This window comes from uncultured Hymenobacter sp. (assembly GCF_964243305.1).
Lineage (GTDB): Bacteria > Bacteroidota > Bacteroidia > Cytophagales > Hymenobacteraceae > Hymenobacter.
In genome coordinates, this window is sequence record NZ_CAXTEF010000056.1 from 1 (window position 1) to 17049 (window position 17049).

Here is a 17049-nt window from a genome sequence, read left to right on the forward strand (position 1 = left end):
TCCACTCTGTGCCTCAATCGGTTATGCCCCAACTAAATCCCCAACACGCTCTTAGAATAGCTGCCATCACTAGCAGCCGATATACGGCAGCTACCCGAGATACTATTCGCGGCGAGCTTCGCTACTGACGCTACTGTTACACAGGCAATCGTGCCGCTTAGTGCTACACAAGCAGCCGAGTGCGTAGCCGCGGCCCGTAAGCTTGTTAATGCCATGACTGGGGTACAATATGTCCGGTGCTATTTAAAAGTTGAGGATAGGGTAAGTTCGCGCCAATTCTTTGGTTTAACAGATGCTCTACAGGCTCAAAACATCAATCGCTTCAGTTTGCTAACCCAGGCTATAGATTAATCTACTGCTGACTACCCTTTTCCCCGAAACCCGCGCCTACAGCGCGGGTTTCGTACTTTTAGCCCCACAAAACCCACTTCACTCCTCGTAAATTAATGAAAAGCTTTTTCCCGATTGCCGCCGTCACGATGCTGCTGGCCGCGCCGCTGGCCACGCTGGCCCAGATTGCTACCCCCCAGGCCAGCCCCAAGAGCACCGTCACGCAGCGCGTGGGCCTGACCGACGTCACCATCACCTACTCGCGGCCCAGCCTGAAGGGGCGCGCTGCTTTTGGCGAGAAGACGCCGCTGGCACCGCTTGGGGAGCGCTGGCGCACCGGCGCCAATGCCACAACCAGTATCAAATTCGCCGACGACGTGACGGTGGAAGGCAAGAAGGTACCGGCCGGCGAGTACGGCATCTACACCATCCCCGGCAAAGCCGAGTGGACCGTGGTGCTCAACAAAAGCCTCAAGCAGGGCGCCGACGTGGCCGGTTTCAAGGATACCGACGATGTGGCCCGCTTCACGGTCAAGCCCTATGCCGTGGGCGACAAGGTGGAGACGTTCAGCATCAACTTCGCCGACCTGACGCCCGCCACGGCCAACGTGGTGATGCTCTGGCAAAGCACCGGCGCCAAGTTCAAAATCACGGCCGACGTGGACAGCAAGGTGCTGGCTCAGATTGACGAGAAAATCACCAAAAACGCCAGCCCCGCTCCCGGCGACCTGGCTGCGGCAGCCGTCTACTACACCGACAACGGCAAGGACATGAAGCAGGCCGTGGCCTGGATGGAGAAGGCCAACGCCACCGACCCCAAGTTCTGGAACCTGCACTCCGAAGCCAAGCTGCGCCTTCAAATGAAAGACTATGCCGGCGCCGCCAAGGCCGCCGAGGCCTCGAAGAAAGCCGCCCTGGCCGCCACGCCGCCCAATATGGACTACGTGAAGATGAACGATGAGCTGCTGGCTTCGGCGAAGAAAGCCGGAAAGTAGATTTGAGTGAAGAGTTAAAAGGTAAAATCCCTACCCCCTCATCTGGCTTGAAGCCGGTTGAGGGGGGTAGGGATTTTACCTTTTAACTCTTCCCTTTTAACTCTCTTCACGGCAACACCTTCACCGTCAACTGCGAGGCGTGTGTCGGCGAGTGATACAGCCGGTGCGTGGCGAGCTGAAAGTCAGCTTCGTCGGCTTGGAAGATATTATCGATGTACTTCTGAGGATTGCGGTCAACCAGGGGAAACCAGGTGCTCTGGACCTGCACCATGAGGCGGTAACCGGGGCGGAAGGTGTGCATGAGGTCCTGCACAGTGAAGGGTACGGGCGTTACCTGACCGGCGACGAAGGGCTTGGGCTGGCTGAAGCTTTCGCGGAAACCGCCGCGCATGACTTCGGAACGTACCATTTGCTGGTAGCCGCCCAGGTGCACGCCGGGCGCGGTGCGGGGGTCGTCGGGCGTGTTGTCGGGGTAGACGTCAATGATTTTCACGACCCAGTCGGCGTCGGTGCCAGTGGTGGCGACTTCGAGCAGCGCCTGGATGGGGCCGGCCAGGGTGAGCGGCTGGGTGAGCACGTCGGTTTGGTAGGTGAGCACGTCGGGGCGGCGGCTGGCGAAGCGCTGGTCGTCGGTCATGTACTCGCGGGTCATGGCCGGCGCGGTGGCTTCGGTGTAGGGCACGGGGTGGGCCGGGTCGCTCAGAAACTGGTCGAACTCGGCGCTGGCGCTTGGGCTGGCGCCAGCAGTGGGGGTAGGCTTTTCAAACGAGATTTTGCCGCTGGGCTGGGAGTAGAGCGTGCGGTCCTGCGCGGCTTTGGGCGGCCAGGTATCGAAAGTGCGCCACTGGTTGGTGCCTGATTCAAACACAATGGCCTCGGGCAGCTGGGCGGCGGCCGTGGGCCGGGCGTCTTTCAGATACGCCTTGAAAAAGGGCGCCTCCACGTATTGCTGGTACCAGCGCGAGGGCGAGGGAGTGTAGACCACGTTACCGACCATCTCCCCGGTACCGCCCGCCCAGCCGCCGTGCACCCAGGGGCCCATCACGAGGCGGTTGGGCAGGCCGGGGTTTTGCTGCTCGATGGCCGCGTAGGTGTGCAGGGCGCCGAACAGGTCCTCGGCGTCGTTGAAGCCGCCTACGGTGAGCACCGCCGCTTTCAGGTCGTGCAGGTGCGGGCGCGGGTTGCGGGCCTGCCAGAATTCATCGTAGTTGGGGTGCGCCACCAAGTCGTTCCAGTGCTTGACTTGGCCGTGGAAGAGCTGGGCGTTGACGTTTTTCAGCGAGCCCAGGCGCTGGTAGAAGGGGTAGGCGTCGTTGCCGGGAATTTTCAAGAATTCGTTCCACTTCGCCGTGAGCTGCGGCCGGGGCTGGCCGAGGGTTCCAGCTTGTTGTAGTGCGCGCGGGCGTAGAGCGTGTCGGCCAAAAATTGAACCCGCGCCGCGGCTTCGCTCACGTGCAGGGTGTCGGGGGGAAGTGGGGGCGTTTGGGCGTGGGCCCCCGCCGCGGCGACGGTTAGCAGCGTGAGCAGGGGTAGGGATAATCTCATTTACTGAGGGAAAAGTGCCAGGGGCTTTCGGCGAATATAGATGGCAGTCAGGCAGTTTGGCGAGCATTAGGGGTGTAGAGACACAATGTTTTGTGTCTCCTGGTGGCGGTCCGGGCCACGAGGCGGCCGACGATGATAGTAGAGATACAATATTTTGTGTCTCCTTGCGTGGCGGGGGGTAAGGTAATCTTGACTGACAGGGGTTTTTCTACCCCCTGCTTTTTGCTTGAATACTGCTCCCCCTCGCCCTGCGAGGAGACACAAAATATTGTGTCTCTACCTCGTTCTGGCGTTGCCTGACGTCCCGCGCCCTACCGTCGGCCCTGCATGTCCAGCAGCTTGGCCACATTATCCACCTCTATCTCATCGGGCTGGGAAGCCAGTATTCGCTTGATGCTGCCAGCCGAGCGGCCGCCGAACACAACCACGCGCAGGCCGGCGGCGTGGGCCTGCGCCGTCTGGGCGGGCGTGACGCGCTTGCTGCTGAGTACCAGCGTGCCCACGTTTTCGGCCTGGGCGGTGCGCAGGCCGCCGGCAAAGTCATCGGTGGTAATTTCGAGGCCGACAGGCACCTGCGGCAGGGCCACGCGGGCGTACTGCACGGTGCTCCGGTTCGTGGTGATGAGCAGCACGTTTTGGGGCGGCACGTGGTAGCGGGCGAGGCGGCGGGCGAGCTGGCGCAGCAGCGCGGGCGAGCGGTCCAGCGCGTGGCCGGCGGGCTGGCAGAGGTCGTACTCGTGCAAATCCAGGTGCAGGCGCGGGAAGCGCGGGCGGCGGCTGAGGCGGGCGAGCAGCGTATCGAACGTGATGGGCTGCTCGTGTTGCAGCCAGTCGTAAGGCGGGCCGCCGCGGTAGCGCAGCCCGGTGAGGGCGGCGGCCGGGAGTTGGCTCACGCAGCCCTGGCCGGTGCTCATGTTTTCCAGCTTCGGGTCGTGGTAGAGCACGGGGATGCTATCCTGGCTGAGCTGGAGGTCGATTTCCACGCCGTCGGCGCCACGGTTGAGGGCGTTTTCGATGCCGAGCCAGGAGCTGGGCGGGCGGTAGTTGAACGGGCTGATGGGCGTGAAAAACCCAGAGCCGGCGTGGCCGAGAATCAGCAGATTGGGCAGCTTGGGCGCGGGGTCGGCGCAGCCGGCTAGGGCGGCGGCCAGCCCTACCCCCCCGGCCAGGGCCAACAGCAGGAAGCGTCTTTTCATGGTTGTGGGAAGTTATCGGGCGCCTTGTTCGGGAAGTTACCGCAGAGGTGCGCGGAGAAAGGCGCAGAGGTACGCAGAGCGCGAAAGGACCTGAAAGCGAGTTAAAAGTGAAGAGTTAAAAGTTAAAACCCAGACACCCTTTTAACTTTTAACTTCCTACCCCCTCCCTACCCCACGGCCTGATTCAGGGCCACGATGGCGGGCTGGTACTCGGCGCGGCCGACGATAAACTGGATGTTGACCTGGCGCAGAGCGAAGCCGGCGCTGCGGATGTTGATGCCGGCTTCGGCGAGGGCCGTGGCGGCACGGGCCAGCAGGCCGGGCTGGTCCATGTTGGAGCCGATGAGACAGACCAGGGCGGCGTCTTCGATGCGCACCTTTTCATACCTGGCTTCGAGCGCGGCGACCAGCGCTGGTTGCAGGTCGCGCTGCCAGATGAGCAGCGTGATGCTGTTGGCGCTCGTGGCCTTGAAAATGTAACTCACGCCTTGGTCGAAAAAGGTCTGCATCAGGACCAGGTCGAAGCCGGCGGTGCCGACCATGAGCGGGTCGAAGATGTCGATGAGCACGACGTTGTCGGTGCCGGTGATGACCTCAATGTGCTTGTCGGGACTGATGAAGTCGCGGGTGATGAGCGTGCCGGGGTGGTCGGGCTCGAACGTGTTTTTGATGCGCAGGTCGATGGCGTGGAGTTCGAGCGGCTTGGAGGCTTTGGGGTGAATGGCTTCCATGCCCACGTCGGCGAGCTGGTCGGCCACGTCGTAGTTGGTGAAGCCCACGGGCCGGCAATTCCCTACCCCCACCAGCGCGGGGTCGGCCGAGCAGAGGTGATATTCCTTGTGAATAATGGCTTCCTGGGGCCGCACGGCCACGGCTATCTTGCTGAACGTGACTTCCGAATAGCCGCGGTCAAACTCGCGCATGATGCCCTCGGTGCCCTTGCAGTAGCCCGTCGCGACGCAGATAGTCTGGGCAAAATCAGCATGGGCGAAAGCCTGCCCGATGCGCTCATCAATGGTCAGCGCCTGCGCGTCATCGAAGCCGCTCAGGTCGATGAGCGTGGCCCCTACCCCCCGGTTTTGCAGGATATTCACGGAGTTGAACGCCGAGTGCGCCTCGCCGATGGAGGCCAGGATTTCGCGCGCCGCTTGCAGGATATTGGCCGAATTCACGTAGCCCGAGGCCAGCACGCTGGTCAGGCTGTCGAGGTAGGTTTGAGCCAGGGCGATGCGCTGCCGGATGAAAGCATCGGCCACGGCCACATCCAGGCCCAGCGGCTCGTAGTGCTGGTTCAGCTCCTGAAGCTTGGCGGCCACGTCTTGCAGCGCGGGCCGAAACGCTTGGTGCCGGGCAATGTGGTGATACACGCCGGGCGCGCCGGTTTTCTTGTTTTCCAGCAGCCAGTTCGTGACGCCCGCGTAGGCCGACACCACGAAGATGCGGTTGTAAAGCTGCGCGCCCTGCCGGCCGTGGAAGATGATGTTTTGGAGCACGTCGGCGAAGGCGGTCATGGAGGTGCCGCCGATTTTTTCTACTGTGAGCACGGAATAGTATGATGGTTTAGTCGCCCTACCTGGCCCTCTCCGTGGCAACCCCACCCCCTAGCCCCCTCCCCGATGGGGAGGGGGACTAGTTCTAGTTTTAGTTTTTAACTCAATTGCTTGAGACTAGAATTAAAAGCTAGTCCCCCTCCCCATCGGGGAGGGGGCTAGGGGGTGGGGTTGCCACGGAGAGGGCCAGGCGATAAGGATAGCACAGATTAAATGTGTGGCCTACTTCCCATACGACACCAGATTCGCCAAAATCCGGTAGGCGCCTGGTACGCCGGCTGGCAGCTCCCGAAACAGGCTCAGGCCGGTGTAGAGGTAGTGGCCCTTGCCGTAGTCGGCGACCAGGATGGCGCTTTGCTTGGCGGTTTCGCCGGGGTCGTTGCTGGCGATGACGGGCGTGTATTTCGGGTCCCACTGCGACGGATAATACAGGCCCTGCTCCTGCACCCAGCCCTGAAAATCAGCGGCCGTGATTTTGTTGGGCGAATTCAGCAGCGGGTGCTGCGGGGCCAGCAGCGTGATGGGCGCCGATTCCACGGTTACGCGGTCACTGCTCAGGGTGAGGGGGTAGGGGCCGATTTGGGGCAGCACGGTGCCGCGGTTCACCACGTACTGCACCACGAGGTTGCCACCAGCCTCGACGTAGCGCAGCAGCTCCGGCTGCCGGGTTTTGAGCTGCTCGACGGTGTTGTAGGCCCGGATGCCGAGCACGACGGCATCGAAGCGGCGCAGGCGGTCCAGGGTGAGGTCGGTGTTGGGGTCGAGCAGCGTGACGGTGTAGCCGAGCTGGCGCAGGGCTTCGGGCACCTCGTCGCCGGCGCCCATGAGGTAGCCCACTTGCTGGGTTTTGCCGCGCGCCACGTTGAGCTTCACCAGGGGTGCGGCAGCTTGGGGAAATAGGGTTTGAGTGGGGATGTGGGGGTAGGCGATGGTCTGGATGCCGCGGGTATAGGCCTGGCCCTCCACGGTAGCGGTGGCTTGCAGCTCGGCGCGGCCAGCGGGCGCGCCGGGGCCGGGGCGCAGCTGGAAGTTCAGGGTTTGCTCTTCGTCCTTGCTTTTGAGAGTGAAGGGCGCGCTGGCGGGGCTAATTTCCCAGCCTTTCGGCGCGAGCAGGGCCAGGCTGCCGGCTACCCCGGCGCGGCCGGCCCGCAGCGTGACTGGAATGGTCTTGGGCTGCTGGTCGGCGAAGACGTAGGCGCGGGCGGCGGGCAGGTTCACGGCCACGGGCGGCACCACGGCCAGCGGCTGGTAGATTTCGCCCAGCACCGGGTCAGTGTGCTTGTATTGGACGGGAACGGAAAAGTTTGAGCCTTCCATCTTAATTCCTGCAACGTCAAACTCACCCGAAACAATGGCAAATGAAGGATTTTCAGGATTACCCACTATCTGCTGACCAGTTATTTGATACTCCTCTTCTCCCCAATGTTGGTAAATGACTGACTGCACTACCGCTGGTATTTTATACATACCTACAGTGCCTTGTTCACGCAGCCAATAAGGCTGGGACACTCGCTCTTTAGACAGCACTGGAAATTTGAATTGCTCAACTAAGATTCTATTGGAAACTGCGCTTTTGTTTTCTGTCTTATCGATTCCAGAATTAGGTAAATCGTATTCAGCCGTAGCGATGCGGAACTGTGTTAGTTTTACTAATACAGGTGAACGATTAATAGCCTCAACTCTGATGTCAATAGTATCCTCTAAAGCTGCGGCTGAGCTTTCGGTTGAGGCGGTAATAGTTATACCTAAGCAGGCATAAATAAGAGCATCAAGTTCCTCTCGCTTTTCAGCGAGCCAAAAGTGTCTGTCGTTTTCCCTTTCCTTTGGCTGAAGCGTGACGTGCGTCGAACTTGCCACATCGCTCATCGTTGCGCGGAGCTTTAATAGTTTCGGTACGCTTCCCGCTGGGTTGCTGGGGTCATATTGCCGAATTATTTCTTCGAGCAACACGCTGACTTTGTCTGCGTCTGTCCAGTTGCCACGCTTCCAGGTCAGGTCCACGCCCTCGAATAGCTCTTTGGGCACGGTGTCGCCCTCGCGCAGGGGCTGGAAATACTCCAGCGCCTCGCCGCGCGTGGCGGCCGAGCCGAAGCCCTGCGAGCGGTGTTGCGAGCGGGAGCGGGCCGCGATTTCGCCGTAGCTCTGGCCTAGCAGCGGGTTGTAGCCGCCCGCGTCGAGCTTCAGGAGCTTGCTCAAATCCTCGCCGGGCTTGACGAAAAAGCTGCCCGTATTCCAGAGCAGGCGCCGGGGCTGCCAGGGCTGCACGTACTTTAATTGTTCGGGGAAGCGCTTGGCGTCGCCGGCAGCCGCAAAGGCATCGATGGCCAGCATGGCGCTGGCGGTGTGGTGGCCGTGGCCGGCGCGGGCATCGGGCGGAAAGCGGGTGATGAGCACGTCGGGCCGGCGCTGGCGGATGACCCACACCATGTCGGAGAGCACCTGCTCACGGTCCCAGATGGTGAAGGTTTCTTGGGCGGTTTTGGAGAAGCCAAAGTCGTTGGCGCGGGTGAAAAACTGCCGGGCGCCATCGATGCGCCGCGCCGCGAGCAGCTCCTGGGTGCGGATGACGCCCAGGCCCGCGCCCAGCTCCGGGCCGATGAGGTTCTGGCCGCCGTCGCCGCGGGTGCAGCTCAGGTAGCCGGTTTCAAGCAGGCGCTCGTTGGCCAGGTAGGCCAGCAGGCGGGTGTTTTCATCGTCGGGGTGGGCGGCGATGTAGAGCACCGAGCCGAGCACGTTGAGCTTCTTGAGGCCGAGCAGGATTTCGGAGGAGGTGTAGGTTTTGGGCGCCTGGGCGTTGGTTTCAGTTAACAGGGAACCGTTAACAGTGAACAGTAATAAGGCGAGACGGAGGGCGGAGCGAAGGGGGGGTAGGCGCATGAGGGAGGCAACCGGTTTGGGGACGTGAAGTTAAGGTTGTCTGCTGGCGCGGGGTGCTGCTCCGCGCCAGCAGCCAGTAACGTTCAGGCGGCGCGAAGTTGAATGATTCCGCACTCGAACTTCATTTCCCCGGATTGCTGTTCCTTTGCGAACCCGCCCGCATCCGGCACTGCCTTTCCCTACCCCCCTTCTTTCGCATGAACCTGAGTATCCCGCGTTCTACTACCACCCGCGTTCCCGTGGCGCTGCTGCTGGCCGCCTCGCTGTTTTCGGCCTGCGCGCGCCGGCCCCAGGCCAGCACCGCCGCTACCATCGGCGCCGCTCCTACTACGACCACCACGGCGCCGGCGGCGCCAGTCCCTACCCCCCCCGCCGCGCCCAAACCCATTGCCGACCAGAGCGCGGCGCAGTGGTATTTGAAAGACCCGCAGCAGGACCAGGCGCCGGGCATCTCGGTCACGCGCACTTACGCCGAGCTGCTGAAGGGCCGCGCGCCCGCGCCGGTGGTCGTGGCCGTGATTGACTCCGGCATCGACACGGCGCACGTCGACTTGAAGTCGGTGCTCTGGACGAATACCAAGGAGATTCCGGGCAATAAGATTGACGACGACCAGAACGGCTACGCCGATGACGTGCACGGCTGGAACTTCCTGGGCGGCAAGGATGGCCGCAACGTGAACTCAGAGACGCTGGAAGTGACGCGCATCGTGGGCAAATTTGAGCCCCGCTTCAAGGGCAAAACCCGCACCCAGGTGCCGGCGGCCGAGCGCGCTAACTTCGACCTCTACACCAAAGCCAACAAGAGCTACCAGGCCAAACGCAGCGAGCTGACCGGCCAGGTGCAGCAAATGGAGCAGATGGCCGGCCCCTTCGAGCAGATGACCACCGCCCTGAAAGCGGCTCTGAAAGTCGAGCGCCTCGATACTGTAACGCTCAAGCAGGCCGGCACCACGGCCGGCGCCGACCCGCGCATGGGCCAGGCCAGCCAGGCTATGCTCCAAATGCTGCGGCAAACCGGCGCCGCCGACACCGATGAGCTGCTCAAGGAGCTGAAAGATGGCCTGAACTCGCAGAACACCCAGCTCACCGACGGCCTCAACCCGGCCTTCAACCCGCGCGCCGACATCATCGGCGACAACCCTGAGAACACCAACGACCGCGCCTACGGCAACGCCGACGTGACTGGTCCCGACGCCATGCACGGCACCCACGTGGCCGGCATCATCGCCGCCAACCGCCTCAACAAGCTTGGCATCGAGGGCGTGGCCGGCCCGGCCGTGCGCATCATGAGCGTGCGCGCTGTGCCCGACGGCGATGAGCGCGACAAGGACGTGGCCAACGCCATCCGCTACGCCGTCGACAACGGCGCGAGTGTCATCAACATGAGCTTTGGCAAGGAATTTTCGCCCCAGCGCCCGGCCGTGGAAGCGGCATACAAGTACGCGGCCAGCAAGAATGTGCTGCTGGTGCACGCCGCCGGCAACGAAAACGACAACCTCGAAACCACGCCTCACTACCCCGCCGCCACCTACCTCAACGGCCAGGAGCCGGCCAACCTGCTCACTGTGGGCGCCTCGGGCCCGAAAGACGACGAGCGCCTGGTGGCCGACTTCAGCAACTACGGCCGCAAGTCGGTTAATGTGTTTGCGCCGGGGGTAGGGATTCTGGCCACGCTGCCAGGCTCGCAGTTCGGCAACCTGAGCGGCACGAGCATGGCGGCGCCCGTCACGGCGGGCGCGGCGGCGGTGCTGCGCTCCTACTTCCCCAAGCTCTCGGCGGCCGATGTCAAGCGCATTCTGATGCAGAGTGTGGTGGTGCACCACACGCTGGTGCGTCTGCCGGGCTCCGATAAAAAAGTGGATTTCGCCACGCTCTCCAGCACCGGCGGCGTGATTAACCTCTACCAGGCCGTGCAGCTGGCCCTGAAGGAAGAGGCGGCCAAGAAGCTGTAAGTTATTTTCTGAGCGCAACCAAAACGTCATGCTGCGCCCCGCGAAGCATCTCTACCGCTGACTAATCAATTGGCTAACAACGATTGAATTAGTGCCGCTGGCGAGATGCTTCGCAGGGCTCAGCATGACGTTCTTTTTTGGCCTTTACTTTTGCCATTCCCTACCCCCCTCCCCCGATGCCAACCCTGACCGACCTCTACGTCTACCCCATCAAAGGCCTGGGCGGGTTTCGCGTAACGGAGGCCGAAATCACGAGCCGCGGCCTGCGCCACGACCGCCGCTGGCTGTTGGTCGATGAAAATAACCGCTTCCTGACCCAGCGCAAAACCCCCGATATGGCGCTGCTGGCCGTGGCCCCGGCCCACAATGGCTTCCTGCTCACCCACCGGCGGCGGCCGGAGCTGCTGCCCCTCTACCTTCCGTTTGAGGCCTCGGCCAAGCGCACGGCGTTTGTCACGATTTGGGACGATATGGTGTGGGCCTGGCGCGGCAGCAAGGCGGCCGACGAGTGGCTGAGCGCGGCCCTGAGCCAGCCCGTGCACCTGGTCTACATGTCCGACATGGTGCGCCGCGAGGTAGAGCCCGACTTGAATCCCGAAGGCCAGCTCGCCAGCTTCGCCGACGGCTACCCGTTTTTGCTCACCAGCCAGGCCTCGCTCGCGGAGCTAAATGCGCGCCTGGCCGAGCCCGTCGGCATGGACCGGTTCCGGGCCAACCTGGTGGTGAGCGAGGCCGCCGCCGAGGAGGAAGACGGCTGGCACGAGCTGCAAATCGGTGGCCTGCCCTTCCGCGCCGTGCGCGACTGCGGGCGCTGCAAAGTCACGACCATCGACCAGCAAACCGCCGCCATAAGCCCGGACCAGGAGCCGCTGCGCACCCTGGGCACCTACCGGCGCCGGGAGCGAGGCATTATTTTCGGACAGTACGTGACGGGTCCCGGCCACGGGGTTTTGCGCGTGGGCGATACGGTGACGGTGCTGAGCCGCAGGTAAGAGCGCGCAGCACGGTGCTACGCTGTTGACATTTCTTGCGGCATTTTAATGGTCAGGCGCCTACTGCACCAGCTGTACAGTCCCCGCGGGGCGCAGCGATAAAATTTACGTTTACATTAAATCGTGTTGGCGGCGGTCTATTTTAGAATGATGCTCATATTATAATTTTTTAATCATTATTTTAATGCGAGCCGTGTGCATCAGCCGATTTTTACTGAACGAGCAGGACTTGCGTACCAGCATACCGCAGTGCTGGCGCAAGGCGCAGTTGAGCGCTTCCACAATGCTGGTGCCGCCGCCTTTGGGGCTGCGCCGGTACTGCCAGCGGGGCAAAACGCCCACGTAAGCTTTCCCACAGGTCGATAAAATACCAGCAGTGCCGCCGGTAGCGCCGCCGCAGTGCGGCCCACAGTCGCCCGGCACCCAGGCCGCAATGCGCCGGCTGGCCCGCTCGACGGCCAGCCACAGCCACACTTTGCGCTTTTTGGTGCCGGCATACATCCACATCTCATCCAGTTCCAAGGCGGGCCAGCGCTTGCGCAGTCCTTTTTTTGGCCGCAACCGGGGCGGCAGTGGGGAGGCCGTCTGCGCTTCTTTTAGCCGCCGGGCGATGGTCATGCGCGAGACGCCCGTGGCCCGCACGATGCCGCACTGGGAGTTGCACTCGACCAGCAGCTGGTCTACCTGCGCGTATTACACCGCTTTGGCCAGGGCCGCGGGCACGAACCGGGCTTGGTGCCGACAAGCCTCGCACCGATACCGGGCATGTCCATTACGGGTGCCGTTGCGCCAAATCTGGTCGCTGCCGCACTTGGCGCAGAAATGCTGAGTATAAACCATAAGTCAGGATATCATTCTCATGCCTTATAAGACCACTGCCATTGTATAAAATTTGGTGAAAACGTTCTAAATGTTTAGTACTAAGTGCACTAAAGGGCTAAAAACTCCTACCTTTAGGCTCCTGGTTGTGCTAATAACATACCTGCTTGTAAAACATTAGTATGTTAAACTATTGCAGCATAATTATTATTTCTAAGCAAATAGGTTAGATAATACTAATCTACTTTGGCAGCGCTTGGCGCATGGGTTCATTTAATTTCGGTAAGTCACTATTTAACGACCACCTTTAAAAACCCAGGCTTATGAAACAGCTTAAACCTTCATCGCTTTTGCAACTGGCTCTTCTCCACTTTCCAGCAATCCAGCAAGCTTAAGCTTCTTTTTCAAACCCAACTACAGCGAGGCCACACTGGAACTGGGGACAACAGAAACGTAGTAGGCCACGGTGCACGTGTGCGACGCGCAGAGCAACTTAATGAACCTGCTCACTGTGCCCGTGCAGGCTGGCTGGCCATACATACCGGCGTCAAACTGCCTGCGTGCTTACCCCGCAGCGCGAATTTCCCGCATCGGTCTATCTAGACGGTCAGGTCTAGCATTTCACCCCGCGAGTGGAATGAGGCTACGGCACTGATTGCGTCCATTCGTGAACCATTACCGAAAGGCTTTCTAGGGTTCGGGCGCTATTCAGTATAACCAGATAACCAGGCAGCTTTAGCTGACTTCGCGCTGCTGAGTGGCGGTCGGTTCTCACAAGCTAATAGACTTGTTCCTGAATTAGCAAAAAGTTAATAGAACGTCCTGCGGAGCTTATCGAAGCATCTCTGCCGCTTCGTTCGGGTGTCGTTCGGCAGAGATGCTTCGACAAGCTCCGCAGGACCACCGTCTTTTCTTGATTTTCTTAATTTAGGAATAAGTCTAATCTTTAAGCGCTTCTCTACTGAGAAGGCCTGCTCTTCGAAAAAGTTTATTTCAACCGAGCCCGTTGCGCAAACTACTTCGATTTCTGTAGTCCACTAATTTCACCACTTAATCCCAACCCTCGAAGCCATGAAAGTACTCAAACAAACATTGCTCTTGATAGGCTGCCTTATGGGAGCGTTTGCATCCAAAGCCCAGGAAAATGTCGGGGGCAGACCGTATAGTTTTGACAACGCGCTGGCAGGGACTGTCGATACAAAGGTTACCGCTACGCTAGATGCACCTCTGTTAAAGTCAGCAAACGTTGAGCGCAAAAGGCGTGGGGAGCCCATCCAATCCGGTAAGATTTTGCCCGCGAACTATTCTTTGACCAACTCGGGCACTTGGTCGGTCTTGCCAAACGGTGACAAGGTATGGCGTTTGAAAATTGATGTCCCGGGTGCAGTAGGCACATCTTTGTACTTCAAGAACTTTCATCTTCCGGAAGGCGCACGGCTTTACGTGTATAATCCCGATAAAAAGTACGTAATCGGGGGGTACACAGCTAAAAACAACCAATCTCATGGATTATTCGCAACAGAGATTGTGTACTCACCTACTTGCATCGTAGAGTACTATGAACCTGCGCAGGCAAAAGGTCAGGGCACGTTTACCATAAGCGGTATTACCCATGTGTTTGATGCACCCTCGTTTATTAGGTCCACTAAGATCAACGAATCAGAAAGTTGTAATGTGAATACAAATTGTCCCGAAGGAGCCAGTTGGCAAAGTCAGAAAAAAGCGGTTGCAAAAATCCTCTTAAGGGCAGGAGATGGCCAATTCCTATGCACAGGGACAGTATTAAACAATACTGCTCAGAATGATAAACCTTATTTTCTAACAGCTGACCATTGTGGGGGTGATGCTTCAGCATCTGATTTCAGCCAGTGGGTTTTTTACTTTAACTACGAATCTCAAAGCTGCGCTAATCCATCCTCAGAACCCGTCTCTCAAACAGTTACTGGTTCAGTCCAACGCGCTAGGTCAGGGGACGGAGGGTCTGATTTTCAGTTGTTAGAATTTGTCAGCCCTATCCCTTCCAGCTATAACGTGTACTACGCAGGTTGGAATGCTACTGGTACTGCTAGCCCTAGTGGAGTAGGTATTCATCATCCCGGAGGAGACATCAAGAAAATCTCTACCTATACTTCGCCCTTAGCTGACGATGAAGGACATCATTGGAAAGTATATTGGGTACGCACCGTTACGAATTGGAGTATTACGGAAGGTGGCTCTTCAGGCTCCGCAATTTTTGACAATAGCGGAAATGTAGTTGGCGACTTGACTGGAGGCGCTTCCAGGTGCGGCGCTCTGGCGGAGGATGCGTGGGATAGCTATGGAAAAGTTTCATACAGCTGGATTTCTAATGGAACAACTGCTGATAAGCAACTAAAGCCTTGGCTTGACCCAAATAACTCAGGTGTAAAAGTACTTAGCGGTAAAAGCCAAGGCTCCGGCGCAAATCCAAGCAGCGTGGCGACCTTCTACCGGGACTGTGCCTATGGGGAACTGAGGGTGCCGCTGGAAGTGGGCGAGTACACCACGCAGCAGTTGGAGGGCCGCTACATTGTTAACAACGACGTCTCGTCAATCGAAGTGAGCAACGGCTACGAAGTACAGCTCTTTGATGGCGACAACTTCACGGGGGCTTCCATTCTCATCAACGCCAACACCGACTGCTTGGTGGCTAGTGGCTGGAACGACCGGGTGTCCTCGTTGAAAGTGCGGGCCGCTGGGGCAGCCTTCTCGACTCTCATTCAGGCCGAAGCCTACAGCGCCATGCAGGGCGTGCGGGTGGAAGCAACCAGCGACACCGGTGGCGGGCAGGATGTGGGCAACATTAGTGCGGGCGACTTCATGGTCTATAACAGCATCAAATTTCCCACTTCAGGAGCCTACACGATTGAGTACCGGGTGGCCAGCATCAAGGGCGGCAAGCTGTCGGCGGACTTGAACGGCAGCACGCAACTGGGCAGCGTGACCATCCCCGCTACCGGCGGCTGGCAGACTTGGCGCACGGTTTCGCAGACCGTGAACGTGACGGCCGATACCTACGCCTTCGGCATTCGTGCCCAGACCGCCGGCTGGAACCTGAACTGGATTCGCATCAGCAAGAGCAGCACCAGCGCCCGCGGCGCACTGGCTGCCGGCAGCCCGGACCAACCCAGTGGCCTGCTGGAGGTATATCCTAACCCAGCAGTCGACAAGCTCTACCTGACTTCGGCAGCACCACTACGCGGCGACCAGTACCGCATCCTGAACGGATGGGGTAGGCTCCTGGCCAGCGGCTTGCTAACGGAAGAGCCCTTGGATGTGGCCGCCTTGCCCGCGGGTGTATACATGCTGATGATAGTAACGAAAGGCGGCCAAACGACCACGCGCCGCTTCATGAAGTAGCGCTTCTTAGAGGTGGAACGAAAGAGGCTACCTGATTAGGTAGCCTTTTTTGTTGGAGTATAGGAGTGTTTCGTCACGAAACAGAATATAAATTGACAGGACAATTTTTCAGAAAGTGTCCCGGAACAGAACCTGGCGCCGCGGGTGCGTGCGGCGTAGTTACTAGGTTTATAGTTTACCTACCCCGTGGCGCGCCGCTGGCGCTACGCCATCTTCTACCTCACAACCCTACTCTGAATGGAATTGGCCTTCGCGCTCGACTTCCTGCGCCGCCTGGCCGCCAACAACACCACCGCCTGGATGGCCGCGTACCGCCCCGACTACCTGCGGGCCCGCGCTGCCGTGGCTGAGCTGGTGCAGCAGGTGCTGAATCAGGCAGCCCTACCCCTACCTGAGCTGGCGGGCCTCACCCCCACGCAGGCGATGTACCGGCTGCACAAAAACGACCGCAGCCAGCGCGACCCGGAGCCCTACAAGCGGCGGATGGGCGCTGGCCTGCTGCCCGGTGGGCGCCACGCGCCCGTGGCCGGCTGGTGGCTGGGCGTGCAGCCCGGCGGCCTGAGCCGGCTGGCGGCGGGCATCTTCCAGCCTATGCCAGCGGCGCTGGCCACTATCCGGCAGGAAATCCACTACAATGGCGCCGCCTTTCACACGCTGCGGCAGGCGCCGGAGCTGCTGCGCCATTTCCCCACCGGCCTTGACCTGAGTGGCCCGCGCCTCACGCGCCCGCCCCGCGGCTACGCCGCCACCGACCCGGACCTGGCCTGGCTGCAACTCAAAAGCTACACCGTGAGCCGGCACTTTGCCGACGCCGAGGTGCTCCGGCCCGACTTCGTGGCGCAAGCCGTGGCCGGAATGCGGGCCGCCGCGCCGCTGGTGCGGTTTCTGAACGCCGCACTGTAGCGCGAAACTCCGTTTCGCGGCGAGCAGCGCGAGCAGGCGGGGCCGCGCCAACTGGTGCACTGAAACAGACCAGCTCATCAAGACAATACCGACATGAACCAGTCGGGTTTGCTGACAGCTGATAGTATAGCGGTAGCTTCCCCGAAGTAGTAATCAAATAGATTTTGACTACTATCGACTTACTATTATGAACTAGTTTACTATTGGTGTAGTGTACGCTTCCCTAAATAGGAAGCCAGTTTGGAGTAGAGAAAGGCGTACTTTCACTACCTGACGACTGACCGCCGAAAAAGGGACGATTCAGCGAAGCCCAAATTGGGGCGATTTTACAACAACAGGCCAGTGGCCAGACCGTCGCCCAGATTGTGCGCGAGCACGGCTTGAGCGAGGCGACATTTTATGCCTGGAAAAGCAAGTATGCCGGGGCCAGCGTGGCGGAGCTAACCCGACTTAAGCACTTAGAGCGTGTTGGGGAATCGGAGCGGGACAAAAAGAAACGAGTCAGTAAGTTA

12 protein-coding genes and 1 pseudogene are annotated in these 17049 nt (G+C 59.9%); 6 read left to right on the top strand and 7 right to left on the bottom strand.

The features are described from left to right. Nucleotides 1-446: 446 nt before the first annotated feature. Nucleotides 447-1325, top strand: a complete 879-nt coding sequence (locus tag ACFE70_RS19100; protein ID WP_375419384.1) for a DUF2911 domain-containing protein — start codon at nt 447-449, stop codon at nt 1323-1325. Between the two features lie 106 nt (nt 1326-1431). On the opposite strand, the gene ACFE70_RS19105 is transcribed toward ACFE70_RS19100, so the two are convergent. The 5 genes from ACFE70_RS19105 to ACFE70_RS19125 all read right to left on the bottom strand — a co-directional run bounded on the left by ACFE70_RS19105 (nt 1432) and on the right by ACFE70_RS19125 (nt 8493). Continuing rightward, nucleotides 1432-2655, bottom strand: a complete 1224-nt coding sequence (locus ACFE70_RS19105) for a CocE/NonD family hydrolase (protein WP_375419385.1) — start codon at nt 2653-2655, stop codon at nt 1432-1434. Then, nucleotides 2652-2870 (bottom strand): hypothetical protein, encoded by a 219-nt coding sequence (locus ACFE70_RS19110; protein WP_375419386.1) that lies wholly within the window; start codon nt 2868-2870, stop codon nt 2652-2654. Before ACFE70_RS19110 ends, ACFE70_RS19105 begins: the two co-directional genes overlap by 4 nt. Before the next feature lie 311 nt (nt 2871-3181). After that, nucleotides 3182-4066 carry a glycerophosphodiester phosphodiesterase gene (locus ACFE70_RS19115; protein WP_375419387.1) on the bottom strand — a complete coding sequence of 295 codons (885 nt, stop codon included), beginning with the start codon at nt 4064-4066 and terminating at the stop codon, nt 3182-3184. A gap of 167 nt (nt 4067-4233) precedes the next feature. Next, nucleotides 4234-5610, bottom strand: coding sequence for an aspartate kinase (locus ACFE70_RS19120; protein ID WP_375419388.1), 1377 nt, complete (start codon nt 5608-5610; stop codon nt 4234-4236). Between the two features lie 228 nt (nt 5611-5838). Further along, nucleotides 5839-8493: a PIG-L family deacetylase gene (locus tag ACFE70_RS19125; protein WP_375419389.1), complete on the bottom strand. Its 2655-nt coding sequence runs from the start codon at nt 8491-8493 to the stop codon at nt 5839-5841. A 134-nt stretch (nt 8494-8627) separates the two neighbouring features. Here ACFE70_RS19125 and ACFE70_RS19130 point away from each other — a divergent pair, with 134 nt between their 5' ends. Together ACFE70_RS19130 and ACFE70_RS19135 are read left to right on the top strand one after the other, a co-directional pair. Beyond that, nucleotides 8628-10445 carry a S8 family peptidase gene (locus tag ACFE70_RS19130; protein WP_375419390.1) on the top strand — a complete coding sequence of 606 codons (1818 nt, stop codon included), beginning with the start codon at nt 8628-8630 and terminating at the stop codon, nt 10443-10445. A 176-nt stretch (nt 10446-10621) separates the two neighbouring features. Continuing rightward, nucleotides 10622-11437 carry an MOSC domain-containing protein gene (locus tag ACFE70_RS19135; protein ID WP_375419391.1) on the top strand — a complete coding sequence of 272 codons (816 nt, stop codon included), beginning with the start codon at nt 10622-10624 and terminating at the stop codon, nt 11435-11437. Between the two features lie 159 nt (nt 11438-11596). Here ACFE70_RS19135 and ACFE70_RS19140 read toward each other — a convergent pair whose 3' ends face one another. Continuing rightward, nucleotides 11597-11998, bottom strand: coding sequence for an IS1 family transposase (locus ACFE70_RS19140; protein ID WP_375419392.1), 402 nt, complete (start codon nt 11996-11998; stop codon nt 11597-11599). Between the two features lie 132 nt (nt 11999-12130). After that, nucleotides 12131-12277 (bottom strand): IS1 family transposase, encoded by a 147-nt coding sequence (locus tag ACFE70_RS19145; RefSeq protein WP_375419393.1) that lies wholly within the window; start codon nt 12275-12277, stop codon nt 12131-12133. A 2475-nt stretch (nt 12278-14752) separates the two neighbouring features. Here ACFE70_RS19145 and ACFE70_RS19150 point away from each other — a divergent pair. From ACFE70_RS19150 to ACFE70_RS19160, 3 genes and pseudogenes are all read left to right on the top strand, one after another. Next, nucleotides 14753-15634 (top strand): carbohydrate-binding protein, encoded by an 882-nt coding sequence (locus ACFE70_RS19150; protein ID WP_375419394.1) that lies wholly within the window; start codon nt 14753-14755, stop codon nt 15632-15634. Nucleotides 15635-15871: 237 nt separating this feature from the next. Continuing rightward, entirely contained in the window at nt 15872-16537 is a 666-nt protein-coding gene (locus tag ACFE70_RS19155; protein WP_375419395.1) for a DUF2461 domain-containing protein, read from the top strand. Between the two features lie 299 nt (nt 16538-16836). Then, nucleotides 16837-17049: pseudogene (locus ACFE70_RS19160) on the top strand (transposase); the annotation flags it as partial.

Coding starts and splice junctions, on each gene's coding strand:
- ACFE70_RS19125 (WP_375419389.1), bottom strand. CDS start 8,493: ATGCGCCTACCCCCCCTTCGCTCCGCCCTCCGTCTCGCCTTATTACTG.
- ACFE70_RS19155 (WP_375419395.1), top strand. CDS start 15,872: ATGGAATTGGCCTTCGCGCTCGACTTCCTGCGCCGCCTGGCCGCCAAC.
- ACFE70_RS19115 (WP_375419387.1), bottom strand. CDS start 4,066: ATGAAAAGACGCTTCCTGCTGTTGGCCCTGGCCGGGGGGGTAGGGCTG.
- ACFE70_RS19135 (WP_375419391.1), top strand. CDS start 10,622: ATGCCAACCCTGACCGACCTCTACGTCTACCCCATCAAAGGCCTGGGC.
- ACFE70_RS19145 (WP_375419393.1), bottom strand. CDS start 12,277: ATGGTTTATACTCAGCATTTCTGCGCCAAGTGCGGCAGCGACCAGATT.
- ACFE70_RS19100 (WP_375419384.1), top strand. CDS start 447: ATGAAAAGCTTTTTCCCGATTGCCGCCGTCACGATGCTGCTGGCCGCG.
- ACFE70_RS19110 (WP_375419386.1), bottom strand. CDS start 2,870: ATGAGATTATCCCTACCCCTGCTCACGCTGCTAACCGTCGCCGCGGCG.